The organism is Pseudomonas sp. OV226, from assembly GCF_003148705.1.
GTDB lineage: Bacteria > Pseudomonadota > Gammaproteobacteria > Pseudomonadales > Pseudomonadaceae > Aquipseudomonas.
Genome location: NZ_QGGS01000019.1, coordinates 21,226 through 47,195 on the forward strand (window position 1 = coordinate 21,226; position 25,970 = coordinate 47,195).

At 61.4% G+C, this 25,970-nt stretch carries 22 protein-coding genes and 2 pseudogenes; 8 read left to right on the plus strand and 16 right to left on the minus strand.

Annotated features, from left to right (window positions below; translation table 11 throughout):
- Positions 1 to 118: 118 nt before the first annotated feature.
- Entirely contained in the window at positions 119 to 1,270 is a 1,152-nt protein-coding gene (locus C7534_RS23860; protein ID WP_109787248.1) for an MFS transporter, read from the plus strand.
- A 111-nt stretch (positions 1,271 to 1,381) separates the two neighbouring features.
- On the opposite strand, the gene C7534_RS23865 is transcribed toward C7534_RS23860, so the two are convergent.
- The 5 genes from C7534_RS23865 to C7534_RS23885 all read right to left on the minus strand — a co-directional run bounded on the left by C7534_RS23865 (position 1,382) and on the right by C7534_RS23885 (position 7,496).
- Positions 1,382 to 3,805 carry a TonB-dependent siderophore receptor gene (locus C7534_RS23865; RefSeq protein ID WP_109787249.1) on the minus strand — a complete coding sequence of 808 codons (2,424 nt, stop codon included), beginning with the start codon at positions 3,803 to 3,805 and terminating at the stop codon, positions 1,382 to 1,384.
- 108 nt (positions 3,806 to 3,913) lie between these two features.
- Positions 3,914 to 4,888, minus strand: a complete 975-nt coding sequence (locus C7534_RS23870; protein ID WP_109787250.1) for a FecR family protein — start codon at positions 4,886 to 4,888, stop codon at positions 3,914 to 3,916.
- A 40-nt stretch (positions 4,889 to 4,928) separates the two neighbouring features.
- Positions 4,929 to 5,429 (minus strand): sigma-70 family RNA polymerase sigma factor, encoded by a 501-nt coding sequence (locus C7534_RS23875; protein ID WP_046032725.1) that lies wholly within the window; start codon positions 5,427 to 5,429, stop codon positions 4,929 to 4,931.
- Between the two features lie 138 nt (positions 5,430 to 5,567).
- Entirely contained in the window at positions 5,568 to 7,058 is a 1,491-nt protein-coding gene (locus C7534_RS23880; RefSeq protein WP_046032724.1) for an aldehyde dehydrogenase family protein, read from the minus strand.
- 48 nt (positions 7,059 to 7,106) lie between these two features.
- Positions 7,107 to 7,496 (minus strand): c-type cytochrome, encoded by a 390-nt coding sequence (locus C7534_RS23885; protein WP_046032723.1) that lies wholly within the window; start codon positions 7,494 to 7,496, stop codon positions 7,107 to 7,109.
- Positions 7,497 to 7,736: 240 nt separating this feature from the next.
- Here C7534_RS23885 and C7534_RS23890 point away from each other — a divergent pair, with 240 nt between their 5' ends.
- The 3 genes and pseudogenes from C7534_RS23890 to C7534_RS33380 form a co-directional block, all read left to right on the plus strand.
- Positions 7,737 to 9,059 (plus strand): hypothetical protein, encoded by a 1,323-nt coding sequence (locus C7534_RS23890; RefSeq protein ID WP_109787251.1) that lies wholly within the window; start codon positions 7,737 to 7,739, stop codon positions 9,057 to 9,059.
- 424 nt (positions 9,060 to 9,483) lie between these two features.
- Positions 9,484 to 10,536, plus strand: a pseudogene (locus tag C7534_RS33375) (HAMP domain-containing protein); the annotation flags it as partial.
- A 258-nt stretch (positions 10,537 to 10,794) separates the two neighbouring features.
- Positions 10,795 to 11,391: pseudogene (locus C7534_RS33380) on the plus strand (methyl-accepting chemotaxis protein); the annotation flags it as partial.
- 139 nt (positions 11,392 to 11,530) lie between these two features.
- Here the strand turns inward: C7534_RS33380 and C7534_RS23900 are convergent.
- A complete protein-coding gene (locus tag C7534_RS23900; protein WP_077431739.1) occupies positions 11,531 to 11,893 on the minus strand; it encodes a DUF6124 family protein in 363 nt (120 codons plus the stop codon).
- Positions 11,894 to 12,513: 620 nt separating this feature from the next.
- On the opposite strand from C7534_RS23900, the gene C7534_RS23905 reads away from it, so the two are divergent.
- Genes C7534_RS23905 through C7534_RS23915 form a run of 3 tightly spaced genes read left to right on the plus strand, consistent with a single transcriptional unit; the run spans position 12,514 to position 16,144 of the window.
- Positions 12,514 to 13,839, plus strand: a complete 1,326-nt coding sequence (locus tag C7534_RS23905; RefSeq protein ID WP_109787253.1) for an amino acid permease — start codon at positions 12,514 to 12,516, stop codon at positions 13,837 to 13,839.
- Positions 13,832 to 15,112, plus strand: coding sequence for an aspartate aminotransferase family protein (locus C7534_RS23910; protein WP_109787254.1), 1,281 nt, complete (start codon positions 13,832 to 13,834; stop codon positions 15,110 to 15,112). Before C7534_RS23905 ends, C7534_RS23910 begins: the two co-directional genes overlap by 8 nt.
- A 9-nt stretch (positions 15,113 to 15,121) precedes the next feature.
- On the plus strand, positions 15,122 to 16,144 hold the full coding sequence (locus C7534_RS23915) for a phosphotransferase enzyme family protein (protein ID WP_109787255.1): 1,023 nt from the start codon (positions 15,122 to 15,124) through the stop codon (positions 16,142 to 16,144).
- Positions 16,145 to 16,266: 122 nt separating this feature from the next.
- On the opposite strand, the gene hpaC is transcribed toward C7534_RS23915, so the two are convergent.
- Entirely contained in the window at positions 16,267 to 16,779 is a 513-nt protein-coding gene (hpaC, locus tag C7534_RS23920) for a 4-hydroxyphenylacetate 3-monooxygenase, reductase component (RefSeq protein ID WP_077431735.1), read from the minus strand.
- Positions 16,780 to 17,038: 259 nt separating this feature from the next.
- On the opposite strand from hpaC, the gene C7534_RS23925 reads away from it, so the two are divergent.
- Positions 17,039 to 17,668, plus strand: a complete 630-nt coding sequence (locus C7534_RS23925; protein WP_109787256.1) for a response regulator transcription factor — start codon at positions 17,039 to 17,041, stop codon at positions 17,666 to 17,668.
- 120 nt (positions 17,669 to 17,788) lie between these two features.
- Here C7534_RS23925 and feaR read toward each other — a convergent pair whose 3' ends face one another.
- The 9 genes from feaR to C7534_RS23970 form a co-directional block, all read right to left on the minus strand.
- A complete protein-coding gene (gene feaR, locus C7534_RS23930) occupies positions 17,789 to 18,706 on the minus strand; it encodes a transcriptional regulator FeaR (protein WP_077431734.1) in 918 nt (305 codons plus the stop codon).
- 151 nt (positions 18,707 to 18,857) lie between these two features.
- A complete protein-coding gene (locus tag C7534_RS23935; protein WP_046032711.1) occupies positions 18,858 to 19,808 on the minus strand; it encodes a PDR/VanB family oxidoreductase in 951 nt (316 codons plus the stop codon).
- A 226-nt stretch (positions 19,809 to 20,034) separates the two neighbouring features.
- Entirely contained in the window at positions 20,035 to 20,775 is a 741-nt protein-coding gene (locus C7534_RS23940) for an SDR family NAD(P)-dependent oxidoreductase (RefSeq protein WP_077431733.1), read from the minus strand.
- Between the two features lie 11 nt (positions 20,776 to 20,786).
- On the minus strand, positions 20,787 to 21,287 hold the full coding sequence (locus C7534_RS23945; protein WP_046032709.1) for an aromatic-ring-hydroxylating dioxygenase subunit beta: 501 nt from the start codon (positions 21,285 to 21,287) through the stop codon (positions 20,787 to 20,789).
- Positions 21,284 to 22,567 carry an aromatic ring-hydroxylating oxygenase subunit alpha gene (locus tag C7534_RS23950; protein WP_046032708.1) on the minus strand — a complete coding sequence of 428 codons (1,284 nt, stop codon included), beginning with the start codon at positions 22,565 to 22,567 and terminating at the stop codon, positions 21,284 to 21,286. The genes C7534_RS23945 and C7534_RS23950 overlap by 4 nt, the downstream gene beginning before the upstream one ends.
- A gap of 20 nt (positions 22,568 to 22,587) precedes the next feature.
- A complete protein-coding gene (locus C7534_RS23955; RefSeq protein ID WP_046032707.1) occupies positions 22,588 to 23,736 on the minus strand; it encodes an amidase in 1,149 nt (382 codons plus the stop codon).
- The gene (locus C7534_RS23960) at positions 23,733 to 24,203 is read right to left on the minus strand and encodes a nuclear transport factor 2 family protein (RefSeq protein WP_046032706.1); all 471 of its coding nucleotides are present in this window, start codon (positions 24,201 to 24,203) and stop codon (positions 23,733 to 23,735) included. Before C7534_RS23960 ends, C7534_RS23955 begins: the two co-directional genes overlap by 4 nt.
- 3 nt (positions 24,204 to 24,206) lie before the next feature.
- Positions 24,207 to 24,578 (minus strand): hypothetical protein, encoded by a 372-nt coding sequence (locus C7534_RS23965; RefSeq protein ID WP_046032705.1) that lies wholly within the window; start codon positions 24,576 to 24,578, stop codon positions 24,207 to 24,209.
- Positions 24,579 to 24,604: 26 nt separating this feature from the next.
- The gene (locus C7534_RS23970; RefSeq protein ID WP_046032704.1) at positions 24,605 to 25,768 is read right to left on the minus strand and encodes an acyl-CoA dehydrogenase family protein; all 1,164 of its coding nucleotides are present in this window, start codon (positions 25,766 to 25,768) and stop codon (positions 24,605 to 24,607) included.
- Between the last annotated feature and the right edge of the window lie 202 nt (positions 25,769 to 25,970).

A 25,970-nucleotide genomic window follows, 5' to 3' on the forward strand; every position in this document is an offset into this window, starting at 1 on the left:
ACCGCTGGCTGTGCAAGGATGTGGACCTGCCTGACCGCGAACCGCTGCGGACACTGACCGAACCCCGCGGGTCAGTCGGTGTCCTTTGCGGACGCGACGTTTTTTGCCAAGGATTGATATGACCAACCTTCACACCCAAACCCCGCTGGTTCCCGGCCGTCTGGAGCAGATGTCCACGCGCATCGCGTTCTTCATCGCCGGTCTCGGCATCGCCGCCTGGGCGCCGCTGGTGCCTTACGCCAAGGCACGGGCCGGGCTGGAGGAAGGGACGCTCGGTTTGCTGCTGTTGAGCCTGGGGGTCGGTTCGATTCTGGCGATGCCGATGGCCGGGTTGCTGGCCGCGCGCTTCGGTTGCCGGCGAGTGGCCACCGGGGGGACGTTGTTGATTTGCGTGGCATTGCCGCTGCTGGCGACGGTCTCGTCCATACCGGGGTTGATCGCCGCGTTGTTCTTGTTCGGCGCCGGGCTCGGCACGGTGGATTCGACCGTCAACCTGCAAGCGGTGATCGTCGAGCGAGCCAGCGGCAAGAACATGATGTCGGGGTTTCACGGGATGTTCAGCCTGGGCGGGATTGTTGGCGCGGCCGGTGTCAGTGGCCTGCTTGGCCTTGGGTTTTCACCGCTGGGCGCGATGGCCGTGGTGATTGTGGTGCTGGTACTGGCGTTGCTCAAGGCGGCGCCCCACCTGTTGCCCTATGGCAGCGAAAGCACAGGGCCTGCGTTTGCCGTGCCCCATGGCATCGTGCTGTTTATTGGCGGGATGTGCTTCATCGTGTTCCTGGCCGAAGGCGCGGCGCTCGACTGGAGTGCGGTATTTCTGGCGCAGGAACGCGGGATCGATACCGCGTATGCGGGACTTGGGTATGCGGCATTTGCACTGACCATGACGGCCGGGCGCTTGACCGGTGACCGGATTGTCCGACGCCTGGGTTCGACGCGGGTGATTGTGTTTGGCGGGCTGACAGCCGCGATGGGCCTGGCGTTGGCCACGTTCGCACCGGCCTGGGAGGCAGCGCTGGCCGGTTATGCGTTATTGGGCGCGGGGTGTTCCAACATTGTGCCGGTGCTGTACACCGCCGTCGGTAAACAAACGGTCATGCCCGAACACATTGCCGTGCCGGCCATCACTACGTTGGGCTATGCAGGCATCCTCGCCGGCCCGGCCGTGATCGGATTTATCGCCCATGGCAGCAGCTTGAGTTTTGCCTTCGGCTTGATGGCATTGCTGCTGGTGGCGGTGGCGATTGGCGGGAAAGTGTTGAGAGCCTGAAACAGCAATCGCGGGCAAGCCCGCTCCCACATTTGTTTTGTGTCGTTCACAAAACCTGTAGGAGCGGGCTTGGTCCGGGCGGCGTTCCGACGATGAAGTCACCTCGCTCTATCAGAAGCCGACGCTGGCCTGCACAAAGAACGTGCGCGGCGCACCGACATACATCCCCGAGTTGTTGTCGCTGGAGCGAGTGAAGTACTGCTTGTCGAAGATGTTTTTCACCCCCGCCGCCAGTTTCAGGTTTGACAACTGCGCACCGAAGTCATACCCGCCGCGCGCGTTCCAGGTCACGTAACCCGGAATGTCGCCGAACTGGCCGTCCGCAGTCCCTTCGGTGATGTAATTGCCGTTGAAACTGCCATCGGCGTTCACGCCTGTACCCGGCGAGCGCTGCTTGGACTGGGCAAACGCATCGAGGTTGTAAGTCCAGCGATTGATGTCGTAACGCAACCCGGCGGTGGCCACCTGGCGCGAATAGAACGGCAGGTCACGGCCCTTGAAGCCCGGAATCTCACCCTCATACGTCGCGCGGGTGTAAGTGAAACCGGCGTTGGCCGTCAGGCCTTCCAGCATCGGGTTCAGCGCCGCCATGTCGTAATGCACCGACGTTTCAATGCCCTGGTGCTTGGTCGCGCCGAGGTTGGTCCAACCCACATCGTTGCTGATGTATTGCAGTTCGTCGTCGAAGTCGATGTAGAACAGCGTCACTTCGCCGCCCCACACGTCATCGTTGTAGCGCGTACCGATTTCGTAGGTCTTGGCCTTTTCCGGCTCCAGGCCATTGGCCGGGTTGTCGCCAATGCCACCCTGGCCGAGCTGGAAATATTGCAGGCTGCCGAACGACGTTTCGTAGTTGGCGAACAGCTTCCACGCTTCGGACATGTGATACATCACGCTCAGGGCCGGCAGCGGCTCGTTGCTCTCGATGCTGCGGCTTTTCGCCGGTACACGCTTGCCGGCGGTGTCGAGCACGGCGCGGTCGTGCCAGTCAGTGCTGATGTGTTCAAAGCGAATGCCCGGGGTCACGGTCCAGTTGCCGACATCAATCTTGTTGTCGACATACACCGAGTTGGCTTCGGTGCCACCGGTACGGTCCTGGAACACGTGGCCATCGGAGGTCTTGGTGATCACCGGCTGATTGTTCACCAACGCCACGCGGCTCGATTCTTCGTGCATGGCTTCCTTCAGGTAGCGATAACCGACGCTGACTTCCTGAGTGGTCGGGCCCACATCAAACACATGGGACACCCGTGGCTCGATGCCGTACGTGTAGTAAGTGCGCGGGTACGAGCTGAGGGTTTTCTGGTCGCGGGCGGCGATGTTGCTGCCACGAAAACTGTCGGTGTAATACGTCAGCACTTCGGCCTGGGTGCGGTCGTCGATCTGCCGCGCCCAGCGAAAGGACACATCTTTACGACGGCCGCTGAAATTGTCGTGGTCACGGTCGGACTGGAACGGATCGGCGTCGTACTGCGCCTGGGTCAGGCCGCCGGGCATGTCGGCGCTGGCGTCGTAGTAGTGAAAATTGAGGCTGAAATCGTCGACATCGGTGGGTGCCCAATGGGTCTTGAGGATCACGTCGTCGATGTCGTTGCCGTTGTTGCTTTCGCGGTAACCGTTGCCGTTGACGCCGGAATACAACAGCGCCATGCCGATGCCGTTGTCCGCCGTGCCGCCGAGGAACGCGGTGTCGATGTGTTTCCAGCCACCGTACTGGGACGTTTCCAGGGTGGTGCCGATTTCACCAGTGGCCTTTTCCGGGATGGCGCGGGTGACGAAGTTGATCACGCCACCGACGTTCTGTGGCCCGTAACGTACCGAACCGGCGCCGCGTACCACGTCGATGCTGTCGAGGTTGCCTGAGGAAATCGGCGCCATCGACAGTTGCGGCTGGCCATAGGGGGCGAACGCGGCGGGGACGCCGTCGATCAGCACCGTGGAGCGTGGCGACAGGCGCGATGTCAGGCCGCGCACGCCGACGTTCAGGGAAATATCGCTGCCGCCGGTGCCGTTGGCGTCCTGCACTTGCACGCCGGGAACGCGTTTGAGCACGTCGCCAACGTTCATCGCGCCCTGCTCGATCATCGCTTCGCGGCGCACCACCGTACGCGCGCCAGGGTGGTTCTGCACCAGGGCGGCATCGGCATTATCAAGCCAGTCGCCGACCACTTTGATGTCGGTCACGCCCAGTTCGATCGGGCCATTGGCGGCGGAAGTCGGTGCTGGCATCAGCGTGACCGAGCCTTCATCGATCTGGTATTGCAGACCGCTGCCTTGCAGCAATTGACGCAAGGCTTCTTCAGGCGAGAAGTTGCCGTCTACCGCCGGGGCTGTTTTGCCGGCCACCAGTTCCGGACTGAAAAAAACCTGCAGCGAGGTTTGCTGACCCAGTTCACTCAAGGCCTCGCCCAACGGCTGGGCCGGAATGCGGATCGCGTCAGCGGCGAATGCCTGAGGCAGCGCCGAGCTGATGGCCAGGGCAAGCGCGAGCCGTAGCCAAGGGGAATTGTTGTTTTTAGCGGTTGTTTTCTTCACGTCGAACAGTGTCCTGAGAATCGCAAGAGTGTGCGTCTGTTAATGCAAACCAGTTGCAGTTGGACAAGAAGACGATGAACTCGAAAAAAACCTGAATCGGTTTGGAAATTAATTGGAAATTATTTCCTGACTGCCGTCATCGAGGGTGCGCACGGCCACCGGCAGGATGCTCGGCAAGGCCTTGAGCAGTGCATCGGTGTTGTCGGATTTGAACACGCTGGTCAGGCGCAAATTGCCCACTTTATCGTTGCCGACCGTGAGGGGTTTGGCCCGGTAGCGCGACACTTCGGCAACCACCTCGCTGAGGCTGGCGTTGTTGAACACCAGTTTGCCGCTGCGCCATGCGGTCAGTTCCTCGGGATTGATCGCATAGGCGGCTGCGACCACCCCTTGCGCATCGATGCGGGTACCGAGGCCGGCAGTGACGGTGATGAAATCAGCGCCCTGCCCCTGAACCTTGACCGTGCCCTGCTCCACCGCCACCCGGGTTTGCGTGGGGTCGCGACGTACATCGAAACGCGTACCGGTGACCGTGACCTTGCCGTTGCCGGCCTCGACCACAAACGGCCGGCTGGTGTCATGTTCAACGCTGAACATGGCCTCGCCTTCCGTCAATTCGATGGCCCGACGATTCTTTTCATAACGCACCTGCACGCGGCTGCGGCTGTTCATGTCGATCACCGAACCGTCCGGCAAGGCCACATGACGCCGCTCGCCCAGCGCCGTGGAATATTCAGCCGTATACGCTGCCGGATGATTCAAACCGCTGAACAATCCCAGCCCCAGTGCTACCGCGACGATGCTCGCCGCCACGGCATAACGCATCAGCGGCTGGCGTTTGCGGCGTGCTGGCGGGGTTTCGCACAAGGCTTGCAGGCGTTTGACCGGCAGCCTATCTGCAGCCGTCCACAAGCCCTGAAGAATCTTGAATTCGTCGCAGTGTTGAGGATGTTCGCTCAGCCAGGCTTCAAAGCGCTGGACCTCTTCGTCGCCCATCGCCGGCTCCTGCAAACGCACAAACCAGCGCGCCGCCTCGTCGCGAACGGTTGTTTGCCCGCACGCACAATCACGAGTATCCATCATGGAAGTTCCTGTTTGGCTGGGGATGAGAATGCGCGGCCAGTCATGGGTACAGTCCGTCGAGGCGGTCGCGCAGATGCCGCAGGGTGCGGATCATATACTTTTCCACCATGTTCTTGGACAGGCCCAGGCGTTCGGCGATTTCAGCCTGGGTCAGGCCTTCGATCTTCTGCCACACGAATATTTTGCGGCAGTTGATCGGCAACTCGGTGAGCGCCCGTTCGATGGAATCAGCCAACTGAACCGCCTGCATGAAATGCTCCGGGTCGCCGGACGACGACACACTGTGATCATTCGCCTGCGACTCCATGGCGCCCCGCCGATCCTCACGCCGATAACCATCCACCGCGATGTTGCGCGCGGTCTGGTGCAAATAGGCCCGGGGTTGTTCCACCACCGCCGAATCGGACTCAAGCACCCGCACAAAGGTGTCGTGGGCCAGGTCCTCGGCCTGCTGACGATTTCTCAGGCGACGGGTCCAGGTGCCAACCAACTCTTCGTAATGCTCGAAAAAGCCGTGTCTGCGGGGCAGCTTGGGGGTCATTGCGGTGTGCTGTGGGGACGGAGGTGCGAATAGTAATGCTTCCTATTAACTGGAAGCAATGGATACTACGTCGCCAACGTCGCCGCCAGTCAGTCAAACCAACGGCCCCCATTGCAGGGGCCGTTGCCAATTACTCAATCAGTGCGCAATACACACCGACTTCAGCTCGGTATACGCCTCAATCACCGCACGACCAAACTCACGGCCCATGCCCGATTGCTTGACGCCACCAAACGGCATGGCCGGGTCGAGCAGCACGTGGGCGTTGACCCACACCGTGCCGGCTTCGATGCGTGGCACCAGGTTCATGGCTTTGCCCAGGTCGTTGGTCCACAGGCTGGCGGCCAAACCGTAACGGTTGTCGTTGGCCAGCGCGATCACGGCGTCTTCGTCGTCGAACGGCATCACGCCCAGCACGGGGCCGAACACTTCTTCACGGGCCACGGCCATGCTGTGGTCGATGTCGGCCAGAATGGTGGGCTGCACATAGAAGCCCTCGCCTTCCACCAACTCCCCGCCCGAGACCACGCGCGCGCCTTCACGGCGAGCCAGTTCGATGTGCTTGAGCACGCTTTGCTGTTGCTTGCGCGACACCAGTGGGTTGATCGCGGCATTGCAGTTCATGCCCGCGCCGATCGGCATGGCCGATACCGCTGCGGCGAGCGCTTCGACGAATTGGTCGTGGATCGAGCGGTGTACATAGAAGCGCGACGCCGCCGCGCACACCTGGCCATTGTTCAGCAGGCCACCGAGGATCGCGCCCTGCACGGCTTTTTCGATGTCGGCATCAGCGAGCACGATCATCGGGTTTTTGCCGCCCAGTTCCAGCGAGAAGCGCGTCATGTTTTCCATGCACGCCACGCCGACGCTTTTGCCCACGGCAGTGGAACCGGTGAACGACACTTTGCTCACCAGCGGATGCGCGGTCAGCACGCCGCCCACCGAAGCACCGCCACCGGTGACGACGTTGAACACGCCGGCCGGGATGCCCGCTTCAAGGGCCAGTTCGGCCAGGCGCATGGCGGTCAGCGGGGTTTCCATTGCCGGCTTGATGATCACCGTGCAACCGGTGGCCAGCGCGGGCATCAGCTTCCAGGCCGCGATCAGCAGCGGGAAGTTCCACGGCACAATCCCGACCACCACACCCACTGGCTCACGCTTGGTGAACGCGGTGAACTTGGCGCCCGGTGGCAGCGGGATCGACACGTCAAAGGTCTGGCCTTCAATCTTGGTCGCCCAACCCGACATGTAGCGCATGAATTCCACGGTGGCGTTCAAGTCCAGCGCGCGGGCCATGTTGATCGACTTGCCCTGGCTCAGGGTCTCCAGCTGCGCCAGTTCTTCGGCGTGGGCCTCAACCAGTGCGGTGAAGTTCAGCAGAATGCGTTCGCGGTCCGCCGGGCGCAGTGCCGACCAGACGCCGGATTTGAACGCCTTGTGCGACGACTGCACGGCTTGCTCGACGATTTCCAGCGGCGCGTCCAGGGTTTCGCAAAGGGTTTGCCCGGTGGCCGGGTTGACCACGGCGATTTGCGGGCCGTCGGCCAACACCCATTGGCCGTCAATGAAGCAGCCATGGCGGCGTTCAAGGAAGGCAGCAACCTGCGGCAGAATTTCAACGTTGCTCATAATTCACCTGTCATTCAAACGTGTGGTTCAGCCTGGAAGTCCGGCTGATTAGCGTTGTTCTTTGAGATAGCAAACGACCGCCTCGCGATCATCGGCGGAGGCCAGCCCCATGTAGGGCATGTAGGTCCCGGGCACATAGGCCTGGGGTTGGGTGATCAGTTGGCTGATGGTTTCGGCTTGCCAGGTCACGTCCTTGCTGCGCATGGCCTGGGAGTAGCTGAAGCCTTCGAGCGAGCCGGATTTGCGTCCGACCACGCCCGACAGGTTCGGCCCCATCATGCCGGCCATGCCCTTGCTCACCGAGTGGCAAACCCCGCACTCATTGGCGAACACCTGGGCGCCATGGGCTTGATCCGGCGCGCAGTCGGCGGCCACGACGGTTTGCGCCAGCGCCAGTGTCAGCAAACCAATGAGCGAGCATTTGTGTGAAGTGAACATAAGAAGCGACCTTGAAAATCCGTGGGGGAAGCAACAGCAGGGTTGAAACGGATTGTCAGCGCTGACTCACGCACAGGTTTTGCCCTGCGTGCCAGTCGTGTTGGCCGGGCTGCCAAACCACGCTTTTTGGCAAGCACAGGCAACTCTTTGGCAACCACACAAAAGGCCGAAAAAGTTCCTCGCCTTAGTATCGAAACAGACCTCAACCCTGTGGTCATGAACAAGAATGGATGCCACACCATGCTCAAGTCCCCCTTGCTTCGTCTTTCGACGCTCGCGCTGATGATCAGCGCCACCCAGGCTCATGCCTACGAACTCTATGCCGATGACGACAGTCATTTGAACGCCACCCTGGAAGCCGTCTTCGGCGCGTTCCACAGCCAGGAAAACTACGCGCTGTCGGGTCGTCTCAGTGAAGGCTCTTCTTCATGGCAAGAGGGCTACATCAAATACGGCCTGAGCTTCGACCAGGCCCTGGGCGGTGTCGGCACCGCTTACGGCGCCGGCAACATGCTCAGCTCCGGCACCTGGGGTGATGGCGATGCCGCCGGTTTCACCGACGGCTCGGAACGCACCACCAAGTTCGAAGACGCCTACCTCGGCTGGCGCTCGGGCAAGTTGTTCGAAGCGATGGGTGATGACGGCGTCGACCTGTCCTTCGGTCGCCAGAACATCGTGGTCGGCGATGGTTTCCTGATTGATGGCGACGCGCTGAACATCGGCAAAGGTCTGGCCGACGGTGAGTTCAACCGCGGCGGCGCCTACTACCTGGCCGCGCGTAAAGCCTTCGACGAAACCGCCGTGCTGCGCCTCGGTGGCAAGCAAGGCTGGCGCAGCGACTTGATGTGGTTGAAGTCGGATAACCGCGCCCAGGCCAAGACCGAAATGTACGTCGGCACCCTTGAGCACGTGGCCGAAGCAGGCACCGTCGGCCTGACCTACATCGACACCACCGATGTCGACGAGCAATTCGCGTCCCCGTTGCAAGCTGAACGCGACGGCATGAAGACCTACAGCCTGCGCGCGACCGGCAATGCCGGGGTGAAAAACCTGTTCCTGTCCGGTGAATACGCCGAGCAGGACAAACCGCACACCGGCAACGAAGACGCCTGGTACCTGGAAGCGGGCTGGACCTTTTCCGACGCCCTCTGGACGCCGTATGTCAGCTACCGCTACAGCCGCTTCTCGGAAAATTACGACACGTTGTTCTACGGTTTCAGCCGCGGCTATGGCACTTGGTTCCAGGGTGAAGTGGCCGGTAACTATGCCGGGCCGTTCAACAGCAACTCGCGCATCCAGAACGTTTCCATGAAGGTTTCGCCACTGGAGAACCTCAACGTCGGCGTGATGTATTTCAACTACGACACCATCGATCGCAACCTCGGCAACACCGATGGCCACGAAGTCGACCTGTACGCCGAATGGCACGTCAACGACCACCTGACGGTGATGCCGCTGGTTGGTATCTACCAGCCGGACAAGAGCGCCGAACAGGGTGGCACCCAGCTGGGCAACAACGACCAGAACGTCTACAGCCAAGTGGTGTTCGCCACTTCGTTCTAAGTCTGTAAGCCCAACAAGATCCCTGTAGCAGCTGGCGAAGCCTGCGTCCGGCTGCGCAGCAGTCGCCAAGACAGACAATGCGGCATGTCAGGAAGGCCCCGCATTCAAGTTTTACGACTGCTTCGCAGCCGGACGCAGGCTTCGCCAGCTGCTACAGGAAACGGGTTGAGGCAAACATTGTTCTTCAACGGAAACGGAGTTTCCAATGCGCTCAAGATTTCTGACGATTCAGAGCAAAATCGCCCTGCTCGCCGGCCTCTGCCTGTTGTTGGTGGTGGGTTTGTTGATGGGGTTGTCGCTGTACCAAACCCATCAAAGCAGCCAGCAAGTGGCCCAGGCCAGCAGCGACATGCTCGCCAACGCGGCCAGGGAACACATGCAAGCGCTGGGCACCGTGCAGGCGATGCAGGTGCAACGCACCTTCATGCAGACTCACGAATACGGCCAAGGGTTGTCGCGGTATTTGCTCTACCTCCGGCAGCTGCAACAGCAGGGTCATCTGACCCGCTCGCAACTGCGCCAGGAGCTGAGCACCCAGCTTCATCAAGCCCTGATCGACAAGCCCGACCTGCTCGGGCTTTATGTCATTTTCGAACCCGATGCCCTCGACGGTGCCGACGCCGGTTTCACCGACCAGGCCGCCATGGGCAGCAACGAAACCGGGCGCTTCTCCCTCTACTGGGTGCAAAGCAAACCCGGCGAACTGCAAGCGGTGATCGGCGATGAATCATTGCTGGCCAACACCTCACCCGGCCCCAGCGGCGCACCGTACAACGCGTTCTACACCTGCGCCCGCGACACCCGTCAGGCCTGTGTACTCGAACCTTATTTCGATGAAGCCTCCGGCAGCCGCAAACTGGTGACCAGCGTCGCGTTCCCGCTGATGGACAACGGCAAAGTCATCGCCGTGGTTGGCCTCGACATCAACCTCGCCGCCCTGCAACAGAACAGCGAAGCCAGCGCCCATCAACTGTTCGACGGCCATGGGCAGATCAGCATCGTCAGCCCGCGTGGCGTGATCTCGGCCAACAGCCAGGACGTCAGCCGCCTCGGGCAACCGTTGGACAATGCCGAGGTGATCGACGCCTTGCGTCAGGGGCAACCGAAGGTCTTTATCGATCAGCAACAAATCAAAGTCCTCGAACCGTTGGCACCGATTGCCGGCGCCGCGCCGTGGGGTGTATTGGTGGGTGTGCCGCAAGACGTGCTGTTGGCGCCGGTGACCACGCTGCAAAAAGAACTTGATGCCCAAGGCGTGCAAAGCACCGCACTCGAAATGCTGGTGGGTGGCGGCTCCGCCCTGCTCGGTTTGCTGTTGATCTGGTACACGGCGTTTCGCATCACCCGGCCACTGCAAGTGCTGACGCGGGTCATGGAAGATATCTCCCGAGGCGAAGGCGACCTGACGCGGCGTCTTGAGGTGCAGTCGCGGGATGAAATCGGCCAACTGGCGACTGCGTTCAACCGCTTTGTCGAACGCATTCACCAGTCAATTCGCGAGGTGTCTTTGGCAGCGATTGGCGTGAATGAAGTGGCCAAGCGTGTGCTGCTCGCCTCCAATTCGTCGATGAGCAACTTCGACGAACAATCGACCCGCACCAACAGCGTCGCCGCCGCGATCAACCAACTCGGGGCCGCCGCCCAGGAAATCGCCCACAACGCCTCCGATGCTTCACAGAAGGCGTCCGTCGCACGGGAACAAGCCGAGGATGGCCGGCAAGTGGTGGAGCGCACGATTGAACTGATGAACGAATTGTCCGGAAAAATCAGCGCCTCGTGCGTCAACATCGAAGTGCTGAACGGCAAAACCGTGAACATCGGGCAGATCCTCGAAGTGATCAAAGGCATCTCGCAGCAGACCAACCTGCTGGCGCTCAACGCCGCGATCGAGGCAGCACGCGCCGGTGAAGCCGGTCGCGGGTTTGCGGTGGTCGCCGACGAAGTGCGTAGCCTGGCCGGACGCACCCAGACGTCCGCGGCGGAGATTCAGCAGATGATCGAAGAACTGCAAATCGGCGCCCGCGACTCGGTCACCACCATGACTGAGAGCCAGCAGCACAGCGAAGAAAGCGTCAACATCGCCAACCTCGCCGGCAAGCGCTTGGGCAGCGTGACGCAGCGCATCGGTGAGATCGACAACGTTAACCAATCAGTCGCCGCTGCTACGGAAGAGCAGACGTCAGTGGTCGAGGCGTTGAATGTCGACATCACCGAAATCAACACGTTGAACCAGCAAGGCGTGGAAAACCTGCACTCGACGTTGCAGGCTTGTACCGAGCTGGAGCGGCAGGCGGATCGGATGAATCAGTTGGTCGGGAGTTTTCGGATCTGAGAGTGATGTTGTCTGACCCACCGCCATCGCGGGCAAGCCCGCTCCCACAGGTTTTGAGGTCATCACAAAATGACTGAACACTACAAAACCTGTGGGAGCGTGGCTTGCCCGCGAAGAACGATGACGCGGTCTCTGATTGTTACTTCGGCACCTCAACGTTATCCATCATCCGGTTCGCCGCCAATTCCGCCAGCATGATGATCTGCTGAATCGCCATCGCCGTGTGCCGATGCGGTCCTTCCAGGTACCCCGCGAAATCGCTGGCCATGACACTGGCCTGGGCCAATGACTCACAGGTATGGGCGAGCAGGTCTTCGTCTCTGATATTCGGTGCGAGCATGAACATCGTGCTGGGTTTGCGGGTAGCGGGTGATTTGAGGGCCGCGGGGTTGAGGTAGTGATTCAGCGCGCGCTCGGCGGCTTCGTGGAGTTTTTTTGAATCGACTGATTCGTAGGGGGATGCCGGATCTGTGTCTGGCGGATTTGGCGTTACCTTGAACATATTATGCGTTCCTGATTGGGCAGCCACGCCTCGCTACTAATACGAGGGGTGGCGGCTGTACGCAGGTTAGTAGACCGGGGAACGAATAGAAGACCGGCGCGCCCGAGGGCGCCCTGCGAACAGCCACCATCAAATGCAGGCAATGAAATACCTGTCTGACAGACGCCTGACGCACTACTCGAACCTCGGGCTACTAAACCCGATCACTGGGAATCAGTGACGGGAATCAAGTTACCGAGGGCGTCCAAAGCGCACAAGCCGGCGGATTCTGGCGTAGTCGTAGGCAATGGCGCAAGGTGCTGTGGCTTTCAGGAAGTTACCTTAAACGCTGTTAAACATGCGCTCCGATTTGAGACCGCCATCGCGGGCAAGCCCGCTCCCACAGTGTGCGTGGTGCTCACTCATTTTGTGATCACCTCAAATCCTGTGGGAGCGGGCTTGCCCGCGATGAACGATAACGCGATCCCCCTGCCCTCCACCCAACCAAATCTGGCATCCACAAACAACCGGATGGCATCCACGCAAACAAGCCCCACCACCACCCCCGCGTAGTATCAAAACCGATCCCTTTTTTAACCCCCAAAAACAATAAATCGACCCCAGGGTCGCGGGAGACGCTTGTGCTTAAGAAAAGTGCGTTGGGCTGGCCAAAGATTGCCGGCCTCGGAATTGCGTTAGTGGTGGCCGGGCAGTTCTCCGGCTGGAATTTCGGCTTGATGGCCGGCGGCTGGCTGAACATGCTGATCGCCACGTTGTTGATGGCCTTGCTGTGCGGCGGTCTGGCGTTGTGTGTGGCGGAGCTGTCCACCGCGTTGCCAAGTGCCGGCGGTGTATTCGTCTATGCGCAAAACGCTTTCGGACCGTTCGTGGGTTACCTGGTCGGCGTCGCTTGCGCGCTGGCACTGACCATCGGCACCGGCGCGGCGGCAACGTTTATTTGCGCCTACACCGAGTCGATGTTCGGCCTCGGTGGCTGGCCGGTGAAAATCGCCCTGTTCGCGATCATCATCGGCATCCACATGCGCGGCGTCGGTGAGGCCATGGGCCTGACCATGATTGCCGGCGTGATCGCCGTCGTCGCCCTGCTGACCTTTGGCGTGGCCATGGCACCGCATGTCGAGTTGGCCAACCTGCTGACAATGCCGGCGGCCATCGCTGGGCCGTCGATCAGCCTGGGCGGTATTTTCGCCTGTGTGCCGTTCGCCATCTGGTTGTTCATCACTGTCGAGCAAACCGGCTCGGCCGCCGAAGAAGCGCAAAACCCCGGGCGCAGCATGCCGCGCGGGATTCTTGCCGCCATCGCCACGTTGCTGGTGACCGCATTGGTGGTGCTGGTGTGCGCACCGGGCGCCGGTGGCGTTGAGTTGGTCGGTTCGGCAGGCGACCCGCTGTACGCCGCGATGACCAGCACCAATGTCTACGGCGACGCTTCGTGGCTGGCCAAGGTGATTGGCTGCGGCGCGGTGTTCGGTTTGATCGCGACCTTCTTCTCGCTGATCTACGCCGCCTCGCGACAATTGTTCGCCATGGCCCGCGACGGTTTGTTCCCGCAGTGGCTGGGCAAAACCGGCAAGCGCGGCACGCCGTTCCCGGCACTGCTGTTGATCGGCGCCATCGGCCTGCCGTTGTCCGCCGTCGACCCGGCCACCGTGATGCTCGCGGTCGTGCTGCTGCTCAACGTTTGCTACCTGTTCATTTTCGGCGCCTACCTGCGCATCAAAAGCAGTCAACCGGACCTGCCACGGCCGTTTTGCCTGGCCGGCGGCAAAGTGATCGCCTGGCTGGGCCTGGCCCTGACGCTGCTGGTGATCGCTGCCTGCTTCCAGCTCGACATGCTGATGCTGATCGCCCTCGCGGTGACCTTCGTGCTGAGCATTTTCAACTTCCTGCTGCGTGCCCGTCTGCAAGGCAACGCGCCACTGATCGAGACCCCAGACCATGCCTGAAGACACGCTCTTGCAGCGCCGCCATCGCGTACTCGGCAGCGCTTCACCATTGTTCTACGACAAGCCATTGCACCTGGTGCGCGGCGAAGGCGTCTGGCTGTATGACGTCGATGGTCAGCGCTACCTCGACGTCTACAACAACGTGCCCTGCGTCGGCCATTGCAACCCGCACGTGGTGGCGGCCATGCACCGCCAGGCCGAAACGCTGAACATCCACACGCGTTATCTGGACGAGCAAATCGTACGCTACGCCGAGCGCCTGACCGCAACCTTCAGCGACCCGCTGGACACCGCGATGTTCACCTGCACCGGCAGCGAAGCCAATGAGCTGGCGTTGCGCCTGGCACGCTTCGCCAGCGGCGGCACCGGCATTATCGTCAGCGATTACAACTACCACGGTAACTCGGCGTCGCTGGCCGAAGTCACCACCGCGTTGCCGTCACCGGAACCGTTCGGCGCGCATGCCCGCGCCGTGCCGATCCCGTGTCTTTATCACGCGCCCGCTGGCACCACTGAAGCGCAATTGGCGGAGCAATATGCCGCCAACATCAAAGCCGCCATCGCCTCGATGCAAGCCCAAGGCATTCGCCCTGCCGCGTTGCTGATCGACACCTTGTTTGCCAACGAAGGCTTGCCACGGGTGCCGGCCGGTTTCGTCAAAAAAGCCGCTGAGCTGATCCGTGCGGCGGGCGGCTTGTTCATTGCCGACGAGGTGCAATCCGGGTTTGCGCGTACCGGCGAACACTTGTGGGGGCATCAGGCCCACGCCGTGGTGCCGGACATCGTTACCCTCGGCAAGCCGATGGGCAACGGTTATCCCCTGGCCGGGTTGATTACCCGCAAGGAGCTGGTCGAGTCGTTCGGTCGTAGCGCGATGTACTTCAACACCTTCGGCGGCTCGCCAGTGGCGGCGGCGGTTGGCATGGCGGTGCTCGATGTCATTGAAGAGCAACAGTTGCTGCGCAATGCGCACACCGTCGGCGCTTATGTGCAGCAACGCTTGCAGGTGCTCGCCAGCAAGCACTCGATCATTGGCGATGTGCGCGGCAAAGGGTTGTTCTTCGCCATGGAACTGGTGCGCGACCACGCCAGCAAAGAGCCCGCCGGGCTGGAGGCGCGGCGGGTGGTCAACCACATGCGTGAGCTGGGGGTGCTGATCAGCAAGATCGGCGCCGGCGACAACATTCTCAAACTACGGCCGCCGCTGGTGTTCAACCGCGAGCACGCCGACCTCTTCGTCGACACGCTGGACACCGCCCTGAGCGCTATCTGAGGCCATGCCATGACTGATTTCCACACCCTGAGCCACGACCAGCAAGTCGCCAAACTGCACGATATGGCCCGGCACGCCCTGCAACAGTGGGACGGCGCCTTTGCCGAGATCGAACTGGTGAAATTCCGCGAGAACGCGGTGTTCTCGGCGCGCCGTGAGGACGGCCAACGGGTCGCCTTGCGCATCCACCGCAACGGCTATCACTGCGAAGCGGCGCTGCGTTCGGAGCTGCAATGGATGGAAGCGCTGGCCACGGCCGGCATTACCGTGCCGCAGATCATCCGCGCGCAAAACCAGCGCCACCTGGTCGAAGTGCTGCATGCCGACATCGGCGAACCGCGCCACGTCGACATGCTCGCCTGGCTGCCCGGCGCCACGGCGGGCACCTCTGAAGCGGGCGTGCAGGCGGACACCGAAATCGACTTTCTGTTTGCCGAAGCCGGCGCGCTCGCCGCGCGTATTCATTTGCACGCGGCGGATTGGCAACAGCCGGACGAGTTTGTCCGGCATGCCTGGGATGAGGATGGCTTGATCGGCGCCAATCCGTTCTGGGGGCGGTTCTGGGACCTGGAACAGCTCAGCGTCGATCAACGTGAACTGCTGCAACAGGCCCGCCGCCGTGCGCGCAGCGACTTGCGTCGATACGGTCGACAGCTGGGCAACTTCGGCATGATCCACGCTGACCTGGTGCCAGAGAACCTGCTGATCGAGGGCGCAAACTTGCGCCTGATCGACTTCGACGATGCGGGTTTCGGCTGGCACATGTTTGAACTGGCGACGGCGCTTTACTTCTGCCTGGACGACCCGCGTTATGAGCAGATCAAAGCGGCGTTGCTGGAGGGGTATCACGCGGTCAAACCGCTGACGGACGCCGACCGGGGGACGCTGGCGCTGTTTCTGATGCTGCGCGGCACGACGTACCTGGGCTGGATTCATACCCGCAAAGGCACACCGACCGCGATCGAAATGGCACCGATGTTGATTGATCGGGCTTGCTTGTTGGCTCGGGAGTATCTGCAACAGGTGCGGTGACTGTTAGTCCGCCATCGCGGGCAAGCCCGCTCCCACAGTGGTCAGCGTGAACACCAAATTTGTGTATTGCGCAAAACCCTGTGGGAGCGTGGCTTGCCCGCGATGAACGATAACGCGGTGTATCAGCAATGCGCACCGGCATGCTCAAGGCGATGAAACAACCGGTTGAAGTACACCAGGCTGTCCCTCTCCCCGCGCACACCGACATTCGACAGCTCAACAAACATCACCGAATGCGACCCGACTTCCTTGCATTCGGTGATCCGTCCTTCCAGCTGCACCAACGCATCGCGCAGCAACGGCACGCCGGTGTCGCCTTCGTCCCACAGGTCCCAGGCAAAACGTTCGGCCATCGACACTTTGGTCATGCCGGCGAAGTGTCGGGCCAGCTCTTCCTGCTCGCCACACAGCACGTTGACGCACAAGTGGCCGTTGGTGCGGAACACATCGTGGGTGGCGCTGTTGCGGTTCACACAGACCAGCACGGTCGGTGGCGAATCGGTGACCGAGCACACGGCGCTGGCGGTGATGCCGCATTGTCCGCCGGGGCCGTTGGTGGTGATGATGTTCACCGCAGCAGGCAGCTGCGCCATGGCGTTGCGAAAGTCGATTTGCTGCTGGCTCAGGTCGGCCATGTCGATGCCCCTTCCTTCAGGAGGACCGTCGTTGCGCGGCCCCTTGTTGTTGGAACAAGATTAAGGCCCGGCGCGGCGCGCGACCATTCTGACGATCCCCATGGCGAGGTAGGCTTTCCGCTAGTCGACTAGGTGGTTTCTTTATCGTCAGGGCCCACGGCAGTGGGTATTCTGCTACTAAGCTCCGTGATGAGCTGATGTCCGCCGCAGCGTGCACGCGTGCGAAAACAATAATTAGAAATTCTCGTGGCAGTCCCAGATGGAAACCCGCAAACCGATTGTGTATATCGTCGATGACGACAAAGACCTGCGCACCTCATTGGCGTGGTTGCTGGAGTCGGTCAGTGTGCAGGCGCAATGCTTTGCCGGCGCTGAAGAGTTCCTGAGCCAGTACGACCCCAAGCAACCGGCGTGTCTGGTGCTGGACGTGCGCATGCCGGAAACCAGCGGCTTTCAGTTGCAGGAAATCCTCAACCAGCGTGGCAGCACCCTGCCGACGATTTTCGTGTCGGCCCATGGCGACATTCCGATGTCGGTCACGGCGATGAAGAACGGCGCGCTGGATTTCGTCGAGAAGCCTTACAACCCGCAGCAGATGATCGACCGCATTCAGGCGGCGCTGAAGACCGCCGTGCATGCCCAGGCCGATCAGGAGCAACGTCAGAACCTGCAAGGCAAACTGGCATTGCTCACGAGTCGGGAACGGGAAGTGTTGATGCTGGTGATCGATGGCAAGGCGAGCAAGGTAATCGCCCGCGAGCTGAACATCAGCGTCAAAACCGTTGATGTGCACCGCACCAAGATCAAGGAAAAGATGGGCGTGACCAGCATTGCGATGCTGGTGCGCGAGGTGTTGCATTTGCCGGTGGATGAACCTGCCCGGCACTGACCTTAATCTTCGGCGGTCTTCAGGCCGCCATCGCGGGCAAGCCCGCTCCCACAGTTGATTTTGGCGTTCACAAAATCACTGTGGGAGCGGGCTTGCCCGCGATGAGGTCGTCACAATTAGTCAGTGACTGTAGCGCTTGCGATATTCACCTGGTGACACGCCAAAGCGCGACTTGAACGCTGAGGAAAAGTAGCTCGAATCCGAGAATCCCCACGCGTAGCACAGCGCCGACAGCTTCTGCTCGACATCCGAACGGCGCAGGTTTTCGGCGCAGAAATCCAGGCGTCGATGCTTGATGTATTGCGCCACCACCAGACCACGCTTGGAAAACATCCGGTACAGCCCGCGCACCGAAATCCCCACCTCACGGGCAATCAGCTCCGGGCACAGTTCTTCGGCACTGATGTGCTCGTCGATGTAAGCGATGGTTTTACGAAATTGCCGCTCGTGGGCATCCACGCTGGCGTCGCGAGCGCTGATACCCGGCAACAACAGGCTGACCAGCGCGTCGAGCACCGCTTCGCTTTCCTGCATGTCCAGGCTTTGATGCTGCCGCGTTTCCAGGACCATGCGGTTGGCCAGCGCAGCCAGTGGCGTGGTGGCCGCAATGCGCGTGGCGCAGTTGAGCGCGTTGAAGTGCGAACCGCGCTGCACCACCTGGCGCGGCAAAATCAATGACAACTGCCGGGAGTCTTCGTTGTAGGTCATGTCACTGGGTTGGCAGGCGTCGATCAGCGCAATGTCACCACAGCCCAATTGGGCGCGGTTGTCCCCCTGTTCGAGTTGCGAGCTGCCGCGCAGTTGGAACACTGCGTAGTAGTGGCCGTCGCTGCTGGTGCTGACGTCTTTGCTGGTGCGATACAAATGCACGTGGGCCATGTCGACCACGCTGAGGTTGATCGCGCCGCTGCGAAACTCCGCCAGTTCACCGTAGAAATTCGTGTCCAGTGCGCGGGCGTCGAAGCGCCCACAGGCCTGATTGACCTGACTTAACCAACTTTCAAATGCATCGTTGCGCAGTGCCGATGAAGTAATCATGACCGCAAGGCCTCACGTCAGTTTTATTGTTATTTTTCGACCGCTTCGTCGAGCGGTTCGATGAATACCGGTTTCGTGACCGTCGCCTCCTTAGACGGTCGTGGGGCGTCGATTTAATCGACTCCCACGCAATGTTTCCAGGGATTTGCGCTTACAGGTCCAATACCAGACGAGCGGACAACGCTCGTGAAACGCAGGCACAAATTTGCTTGTTGCCCGCTTTTTCTTTGCTCGACAAGCAGTTATCCCGGTGTTCCGGCACCCCGTCCAGGACCTCGACGATGCACGTGCCGCAGATACCTTCGCGACACTCGGTGTCGATGTCGCAGCCGTGGGCCTGGAGTACGTCGACCAGGCTGGTATTGGCCGGAATCTGCAGCACCACGCCGGAGCTGGCCAGTTCCACTTCAAAACCGCCGCTCGGGCCGGCATTGGCGGCCGGGTCGGCCTGGAAATGCTCCAGGTGAATCGCGTCTTCGCTACGGCTGCGGGCGGCCACTTCCACCACTTTGTTCATGAACGGCGCCGGGCCGCAGGTGTAGACGTGGGCATCGCTGCCGGCCTGGTTCAGGCTTTGCGTCAATGCAGCGTCCATGTCACCCGGCTCGACGCCGTAATGGAACTGAACGTGATCGGCAAAGGTGCTGGCCAACAATTCGGAAAATGCCGCGTACTGCGGCGAGCGGGCGAAGTAATGCAAACGATACGGTTGACCACTTTCTGCCAGTCGATAGGCCATGCTCAACAGCGGCGTGACGCCGATACCGGCGGCGAACAGCACGTGCTCGGTGGCGGTCGGGTCGAGGCGGAACAGGTTGCGCGGGGCACCCATTTCCAGCTCCATGCCCTCTTCCACCTGCTCGTGCAGGGCCGCGGAACCACCGCGCGATTGCGCTTCTTTCTTGACCGCCACCAGATACGCACGGCGATCCTGCGGCGGACTGCACAGCGAATACTGACGAGTCACGCCGGTCGGCCCGGTCAGGTCGACATGCGCCCCCGGTTCATAAGCGTCGAGCGGCTGACCATCACTGCGCACGAGGCGAAAGGAACGGATATCCAGCGCTTCGTCGACGATCCTTTCGATCCTCACTTTCATCATTGCATCACCTGAATTCGGTTGATTTTGTTAAATGAGCAGCCCTGTAGCAGCTGTCGAGCACCGCGAGGCTGCGTTCGGCTCGGTCCGCGCTCGGGCGAAGCAGCCGTCAATCCTGAAAACGCGATCTTCCTGAAACACCGCATCGCCTGATTTCACGACTGCCTTGCAGCCGAACGCAGCCTCGCGCTGCTCGACAGCTGCTACATAAGCTGCGTCGAACGCTTTTTCAGCGCATGAACAACCCGCCATTGATGTCCCAGCACGCGCCGGTTACGGAGGCGGCGTGGTCGGCGATCAACAGCAAGACGCTGTCGGCGATGTAGTCGGGGGCGCCGAGGGTGCCGGCCGGGATCACCTTCAAAATCTGCTCCAGACGCTCCGGGGCCACGGTTTCGTGCACGATCGGCAAGTCCAGTGGTCCTGGCGAAATGCTGTTGACCGTCACCCCTTGTGGCGCCAGTTCGCGGGCGAATACTTTGGTCAATGTCGCCACGCCGCCCTTGGCCGCCGCGTAATGCGCGCCGGTGGCGGTGCCGCCGTTCTGCCCGGCCAGCGAGGCGATGTTGACGATGCGACCAAAGCCGCGCTCGGCAAAGTGCGCGCCGAACACCTGGCAAGCCACGAACGTGCCGCGCAGGTTGATCGCCATCGACTCATCGAACTCTTCGGGCGTGATGTCCATCAGCGCGGCCACTTTCGATTGACCGGCGTTGTTCACCAGAATGTCAGTGCCGCCCCAACGCTCGGCGAGCAGATCGCGGGCACGGACAAAGTCGGCCTTGTTACGCACATCCAGTTCGACGGCGACGGCACTCGCGCCGCTGCTATCAAGCTCCGCCGCCAACCGCTGCACGCCATCAAGGCGCACGTCGGCCAGCGCCACGCGATAACCCGCCGCGTGCAAGCGACGGGCGATGCATTCGCCGAGACCGCGCGAAGCGCCGGTCACCAGGGCTACTCGGTTCATGGTGTTGGCCCTCACAGCAGGAAGCCGAGCGCGCTCAGGCTGTCGGTGGAGTTGATCAGGCGCACGACCTTGCGCTCCAGTTTCGCCACACCGTCGGTGAAGCGAATCCGGTGGTTGAGGTCGGCCACGAACGGTGTGTGCACGCCGCGTTTGTAGGCGTACAGCACCTGCGCCGAATTCACTTCAACCAGATCCCCCGCCGCTTCCACCAGACGGAAACGCGAGACCGAGCGAATGGTTTTCGCCGCGTCCACCGCCGACGGCGAGTAGCCCGCAGTCAGGCGTTCGATGCGCAGGTCACGCATGCGCGCATCGTCATAGGCGTAGTTGAGGGTCGCTTCGAAGTCTTCGGTGTCCGGGTCGATCGGCACGATGTACTTGCCGCTTTCGCTCCACAGGGTCGCCCATTCGGCGTAGTTCTTGTGGTCGAGCAGTTCGGCTTCGCGCCAGATGAATTCGATGGCCTGGGCCAACGGGCCGGAAAAACCGTTCAGGGTGTCGTGATTGCTCATTGGCTCATCATCCTTTTCCACATGTCGTAGGCACCGCGCATGCCGCCTTCATCGGTGGCGTGGCTGACCTTGTCGCCGTTTTCAGCGATGATTTCGCGGTTCAAGCCGCGGTTGACCAGGATTGGCGCATCGACGCCGGCGTACGAGCCGCGCTGCACGCGGTCCCAGGCCTCGGCATCGTCGGGGCTGCCGAAACCGAACGGGCCCTGGAAGTGTTCGTGAATACGCATGCGTTCGCGGTTGGCGATTTCCGGGCCACCGTCCATGCCGAGGGCGACGTGGCGGATCTCGGTTTCGGTGACCGATACCGGACGCAGCACGCGGAAGAACGACATCGACATCGCCACGTTCGGGAACAGGTTCAAGTTGAACCCGGCGCCGTGCAGCGAGCGCACGATGCGGCGCACTTGATCCGCCGGCAGGGTTTTCGACAGTTCTTCAGTCACATGCGCAAAGCGCTCTTGCAGCTGTTCGGTGCCGTCGTCGTGATCGAGATCGACGTGTTCCGGCACCATCACCATCACGCTGTGGCCGTTGCCCAACGAATGGGTTACGGCTTGTTCGTCGGTCATGAACGAGAGCATTTCCGAGGTTTCTTCATCCACCGACGACATGAACGACTTGTGCACGATCGGGAAGTGGTAGCCGTCAGTGGTGTTTTCCAGCTGGATCTTCCAGTTGCCCTTGAAGCTGAACTTGTGTTCGCCCTGGGTTTTGATCGGGTAGCCGGCGCCCTGTTTCATGAACAGGTCCATCCAGTGTTTGGCGCCGCCGAGGAAGTCTTCCAGCGGTTCGATCTCGTCGTTGTAACTGGCGAAAACCATACCGGCGTAGCGTTCAACGCGCAGGCTGGTCAGCGGCAGTTCGGACTTTTCCAGAATGCCTTCGTAGCCGTCCGGGTACGGCAGCGCGCGCAGTTTGCCGTCCAGGCCATAGGACCAGCTGTGGTACGGGCAGGTGAAACCGGTGGCGTTGCCTTTGTGTTTTTCGCACACTGTGGCGCCACGGTGCCGGCAGCGGTTTTCCAGAACGTTGATGTTGTTCTTTTTGTCGCGAACAACGATCACCGGGCGACGGCCAATGGTGGCGGTCTTGAAGTCGCCGCTGTTGCGCACTTCGCTTTCGTGGGCGACCCACACCCAGGTGCGGTAGAAAATCTTTTCCAGCTCGGCTTCGAACAGCGCCGGGTCGTTGTACAGCGAGACGTCGACGCGGTCGTGCTCGACCAGTTCGTCAGGGCTTTTCGACGTAGCGATCAGCCGGTATTCATGAGTGCTCATGCGGTTCTCCTCATGGCTTTTTATGACTTCTTGTTAGGGATCGACCGTTCACCGGTCATGCTCTGTTGCAACTGCGCACCAAAGGCGCAGACCACTTCGTCCTGACCTTTGCGGCCAACAATTTGCAGGCCGACTTTCAGCCCGCCGCAATCCAGTTCCACCGGCACCGTCAGCGCCGGATGGCCGCTGAGGTTGAATGGCCGTACCAGCGGCGTCATGCCGGCCACGGCTTTGCTCGCGCTGCGGGCTTCGACCAGTGTCGGCGGCAAACCCGGCATCGTCGGCAATAGCAGCACTTCAACGTTTTCCAGCGCGGCATCCACCTGCCGGGTGAAGCGCTCACGGACCTTTTCGGCTTCTGCCAGTTCGGCAGCGCTGGTGCGGCTGGCGGCCAGCAGACGCAGTTCGACGTCCGCACCGATCAAGCCTTGACCGGTGAGGTGGCCGAACGCGGCCCAGTTTTCAAAATTGATCACGGTCAGGCCGGCGGCAAATGCGGCGTCGAATTCACTCAGTTGCACGGTGCTGCGGCGCCAACCGGCACGGTCGGCAGCAGCGCCCAGACACGCTTGCAAATGCGGATCGCAGGCGACATCGAGAAAGCCCACCGAGGCATTGGCCGATGGCAAACCCTGAGCCTGAAAGCCAGGGCAGATCACTTGCATCGCAGCGATCAAATCCGCCATGTCCGCCGCGAAGGGGCCCACGCAATCGAGGCTGGATTCAGCCGGATGCGCACCGACCCGACTGACACGGCCATAGGTCGGTTTCAACCCGGCAATGCCGCAGCACGCTGCCGGTACACGTACCGAACCACCCGTGTCGGAGCCGATGGCGATGTCTGCCAGCCCGGCCGCGACGGCTGCCGCCGAACCGCTGGAAGAACCACCGGGCACGCGGTCCGGCGCTTGCGGATTAATCGGAGTGCCGGTCCAGTCGTTGATGCCGGTGACGCCAAACGCCAGCTCGTGCATGTTGGTCTTGCCGACGATTTGCCAGCCTGCCGCGAGGATCGCATCGACCACCTCGGCGTTTTTCAGGGCCGGCAAAGCGCGAGCAAAGGCGCGGCTGCCGGATTGGGTCGGGTGGCCGGCAATGTCGATGGAATCCTTGATCGCGACCCGCTTGCCGCTGCCACCGAGTAGAAATTCGCTGATAAACGTACTCATGCGCCCAGCACCGTGTTGAACAAACGTTGTGTGCGGAAATGCGCGATCAGCCAGACACCGTCGACGCGCTGGAAATCGATGTTCAAGCGCGTGCCGAACAATTCGCTGCGGCCATCGGCATAGGTTGAAATCTGCTGCATGATCCACTGCCCTTGGGCCGTGCTGCCGTCGACCACAATCGACTCGCTGGTGAGGTAATGCAGGTTCAGCGCAAAGTGTTCGGACGGCGGCAAGTAGCTGCCGACAAACGCAGCCACGGCGTCACGTCCGCGATGCTGGCCAAAGGTCTGCACCGTCTGGCTGCCGATGCCTTCCCAGATCGCGTCTTCGCTGAACAATTCAGCCAGTTCACGCACCTGCGTCGGTGCCCTCGGCACATCGCACAGGTCCATGTAGCGCGCCATCAAGCGGCGCACCTGGCTCTCCCCTTCCAGCGTTTCAAGACGCTGCAGCACGGCCTCGTTCATGGTTTAAACCTTGGCTGCATCAGGAATGGTCAGTGGGCGGCCGATGCGCGCTTCGACCTTGGCGTAGCGCCACAGGCTGTATTCGTTCACCGGCGTAGTGCGGAACAGGTTGCAGGCGTCGATCACCGTTTGATGGCAGTCGACGTCGGCCATGATGTAGACGGTCCACGGCGAGGTGGTGGACGGGCCGACCATCAAGCGGTCATCGTCCATCGCGCCCAGCACGGTGATACCCGGCAGGGCGCCGAGCGAGCCCATCATCTGGCTGAAGCCTTTCCACACGCTCAGGCCTTCGCCGGTTGGCAGGTCGAAAAAGTTCTGGGTGATGCCGATGCAAAAGACGACGCGCAGCGGTTCTTGAGTGGTCTGGGACATGGGACTTGATCCTTGAAATAGAGGGTTCAGATGTAGCCAGGGAATGGCGGCACACCGAGGAACACCGAACCGGCGCCGTCGTACAGGCCTTCACTGAGAAATGCGTGCTGGGTGACCACCATCGAATCGCGCAGGTAGCGCTGCAATGGATGGCGCAGATAAATGGCGGTGGTGCCGGCCAGGCTGTATGCGCTCTGCACCACGGCCGCACCGGCCTGGGACACGTGAATCGCGGACAGGCGCAGCAGGCTGGTTTGCTCTGGCGTGACCGGGTTGCCGGCGAGGATCGAGTTCCACACCTGCTCGGTGGCGTTGTAGAAGAACCCGCGTGCGGCGGCCAGTTGCGCTTCGGCCTTGGCGATTTCAATCCGCACGTAAGCGCGGTCAGCCATCTTCGGCGCGCCTGTGATGCCGCTGCCGGCGGCCATGCTGCTGACTTCGTCGAGGGCGGCGCGGGCCAGACCGAGGTTGACCACGGCCAGCACTTGCGCAGCGTAGGCAATCGAGGGATAGCGGAACAACGGCTCGTCGATGGTGGCAGCACCGCCACGGATGAAGGTCCAGCGCTCATCTACGTGTTTGTCGGTGACGCGCAGGTCGTGGCTACCGGTGCCTTTGAGGCCGACCACGTCCCAGTTCTCGATGATGTCGACCTGGTCCGCACGGAACACAGCGGTGCGTGGTTTGCCGCCGGCCGCGCCAATGCCGACACCGAGCAGGTCGGCGCCTTTGCAGCCGCTGGCGAATTTCCAGGTGCCGTTGACCTGCCAGCCGCCATCAACCGCTTCCGCCGGTTGCAACGGGAACAGGCCGCCGGCGAACACCAGATCAGGACTGTCCGCGTAGATTTCAGCGAGGGTTTCTGGCGGCAACGCAGCGAGATAAACACCGGCACTGCCGAAGCTCGCCACCCAGCCGGCGGACCCGTCGGCTTCAGAAATGCGTTCGATCATCTGCAGGAACAGCGCGGGGGCCAGCGCATCGCCGCCGAAGCATTTCGGCGTGGCGGCGCGGTAGATGCCCACTTGTTTGAAGCGCTCGATCATGTCCCGTGGCACATGGGAGCCGGCGTCGAATTCATCGCGACGTTGGCGCACTTCATCCAGCACCCGCTGAAATTCCTGGCAGTGGACGCTGGTGTCGTCGACGCCTGGCAGAGGGTCTTTCTGCGCGGTAGCTGAACGCAGCATGGGCTTCTTCTCCGTTGACTTGTTATTAGACGGAGCCTGCCTCGTGGCGAGGCGACCGTTGATGGGTTCAGTGTAAAAACCGCATCCGCTCGCCACTATTGGTGCGTGTAGCCTCCCTGCTAAAGAAAACCCCTAGGCCCAGGCGGGTTACCTCTGAGCGCATCCCGAAGCGCAAGCCGGTATAAAACGCCATACTTCTACC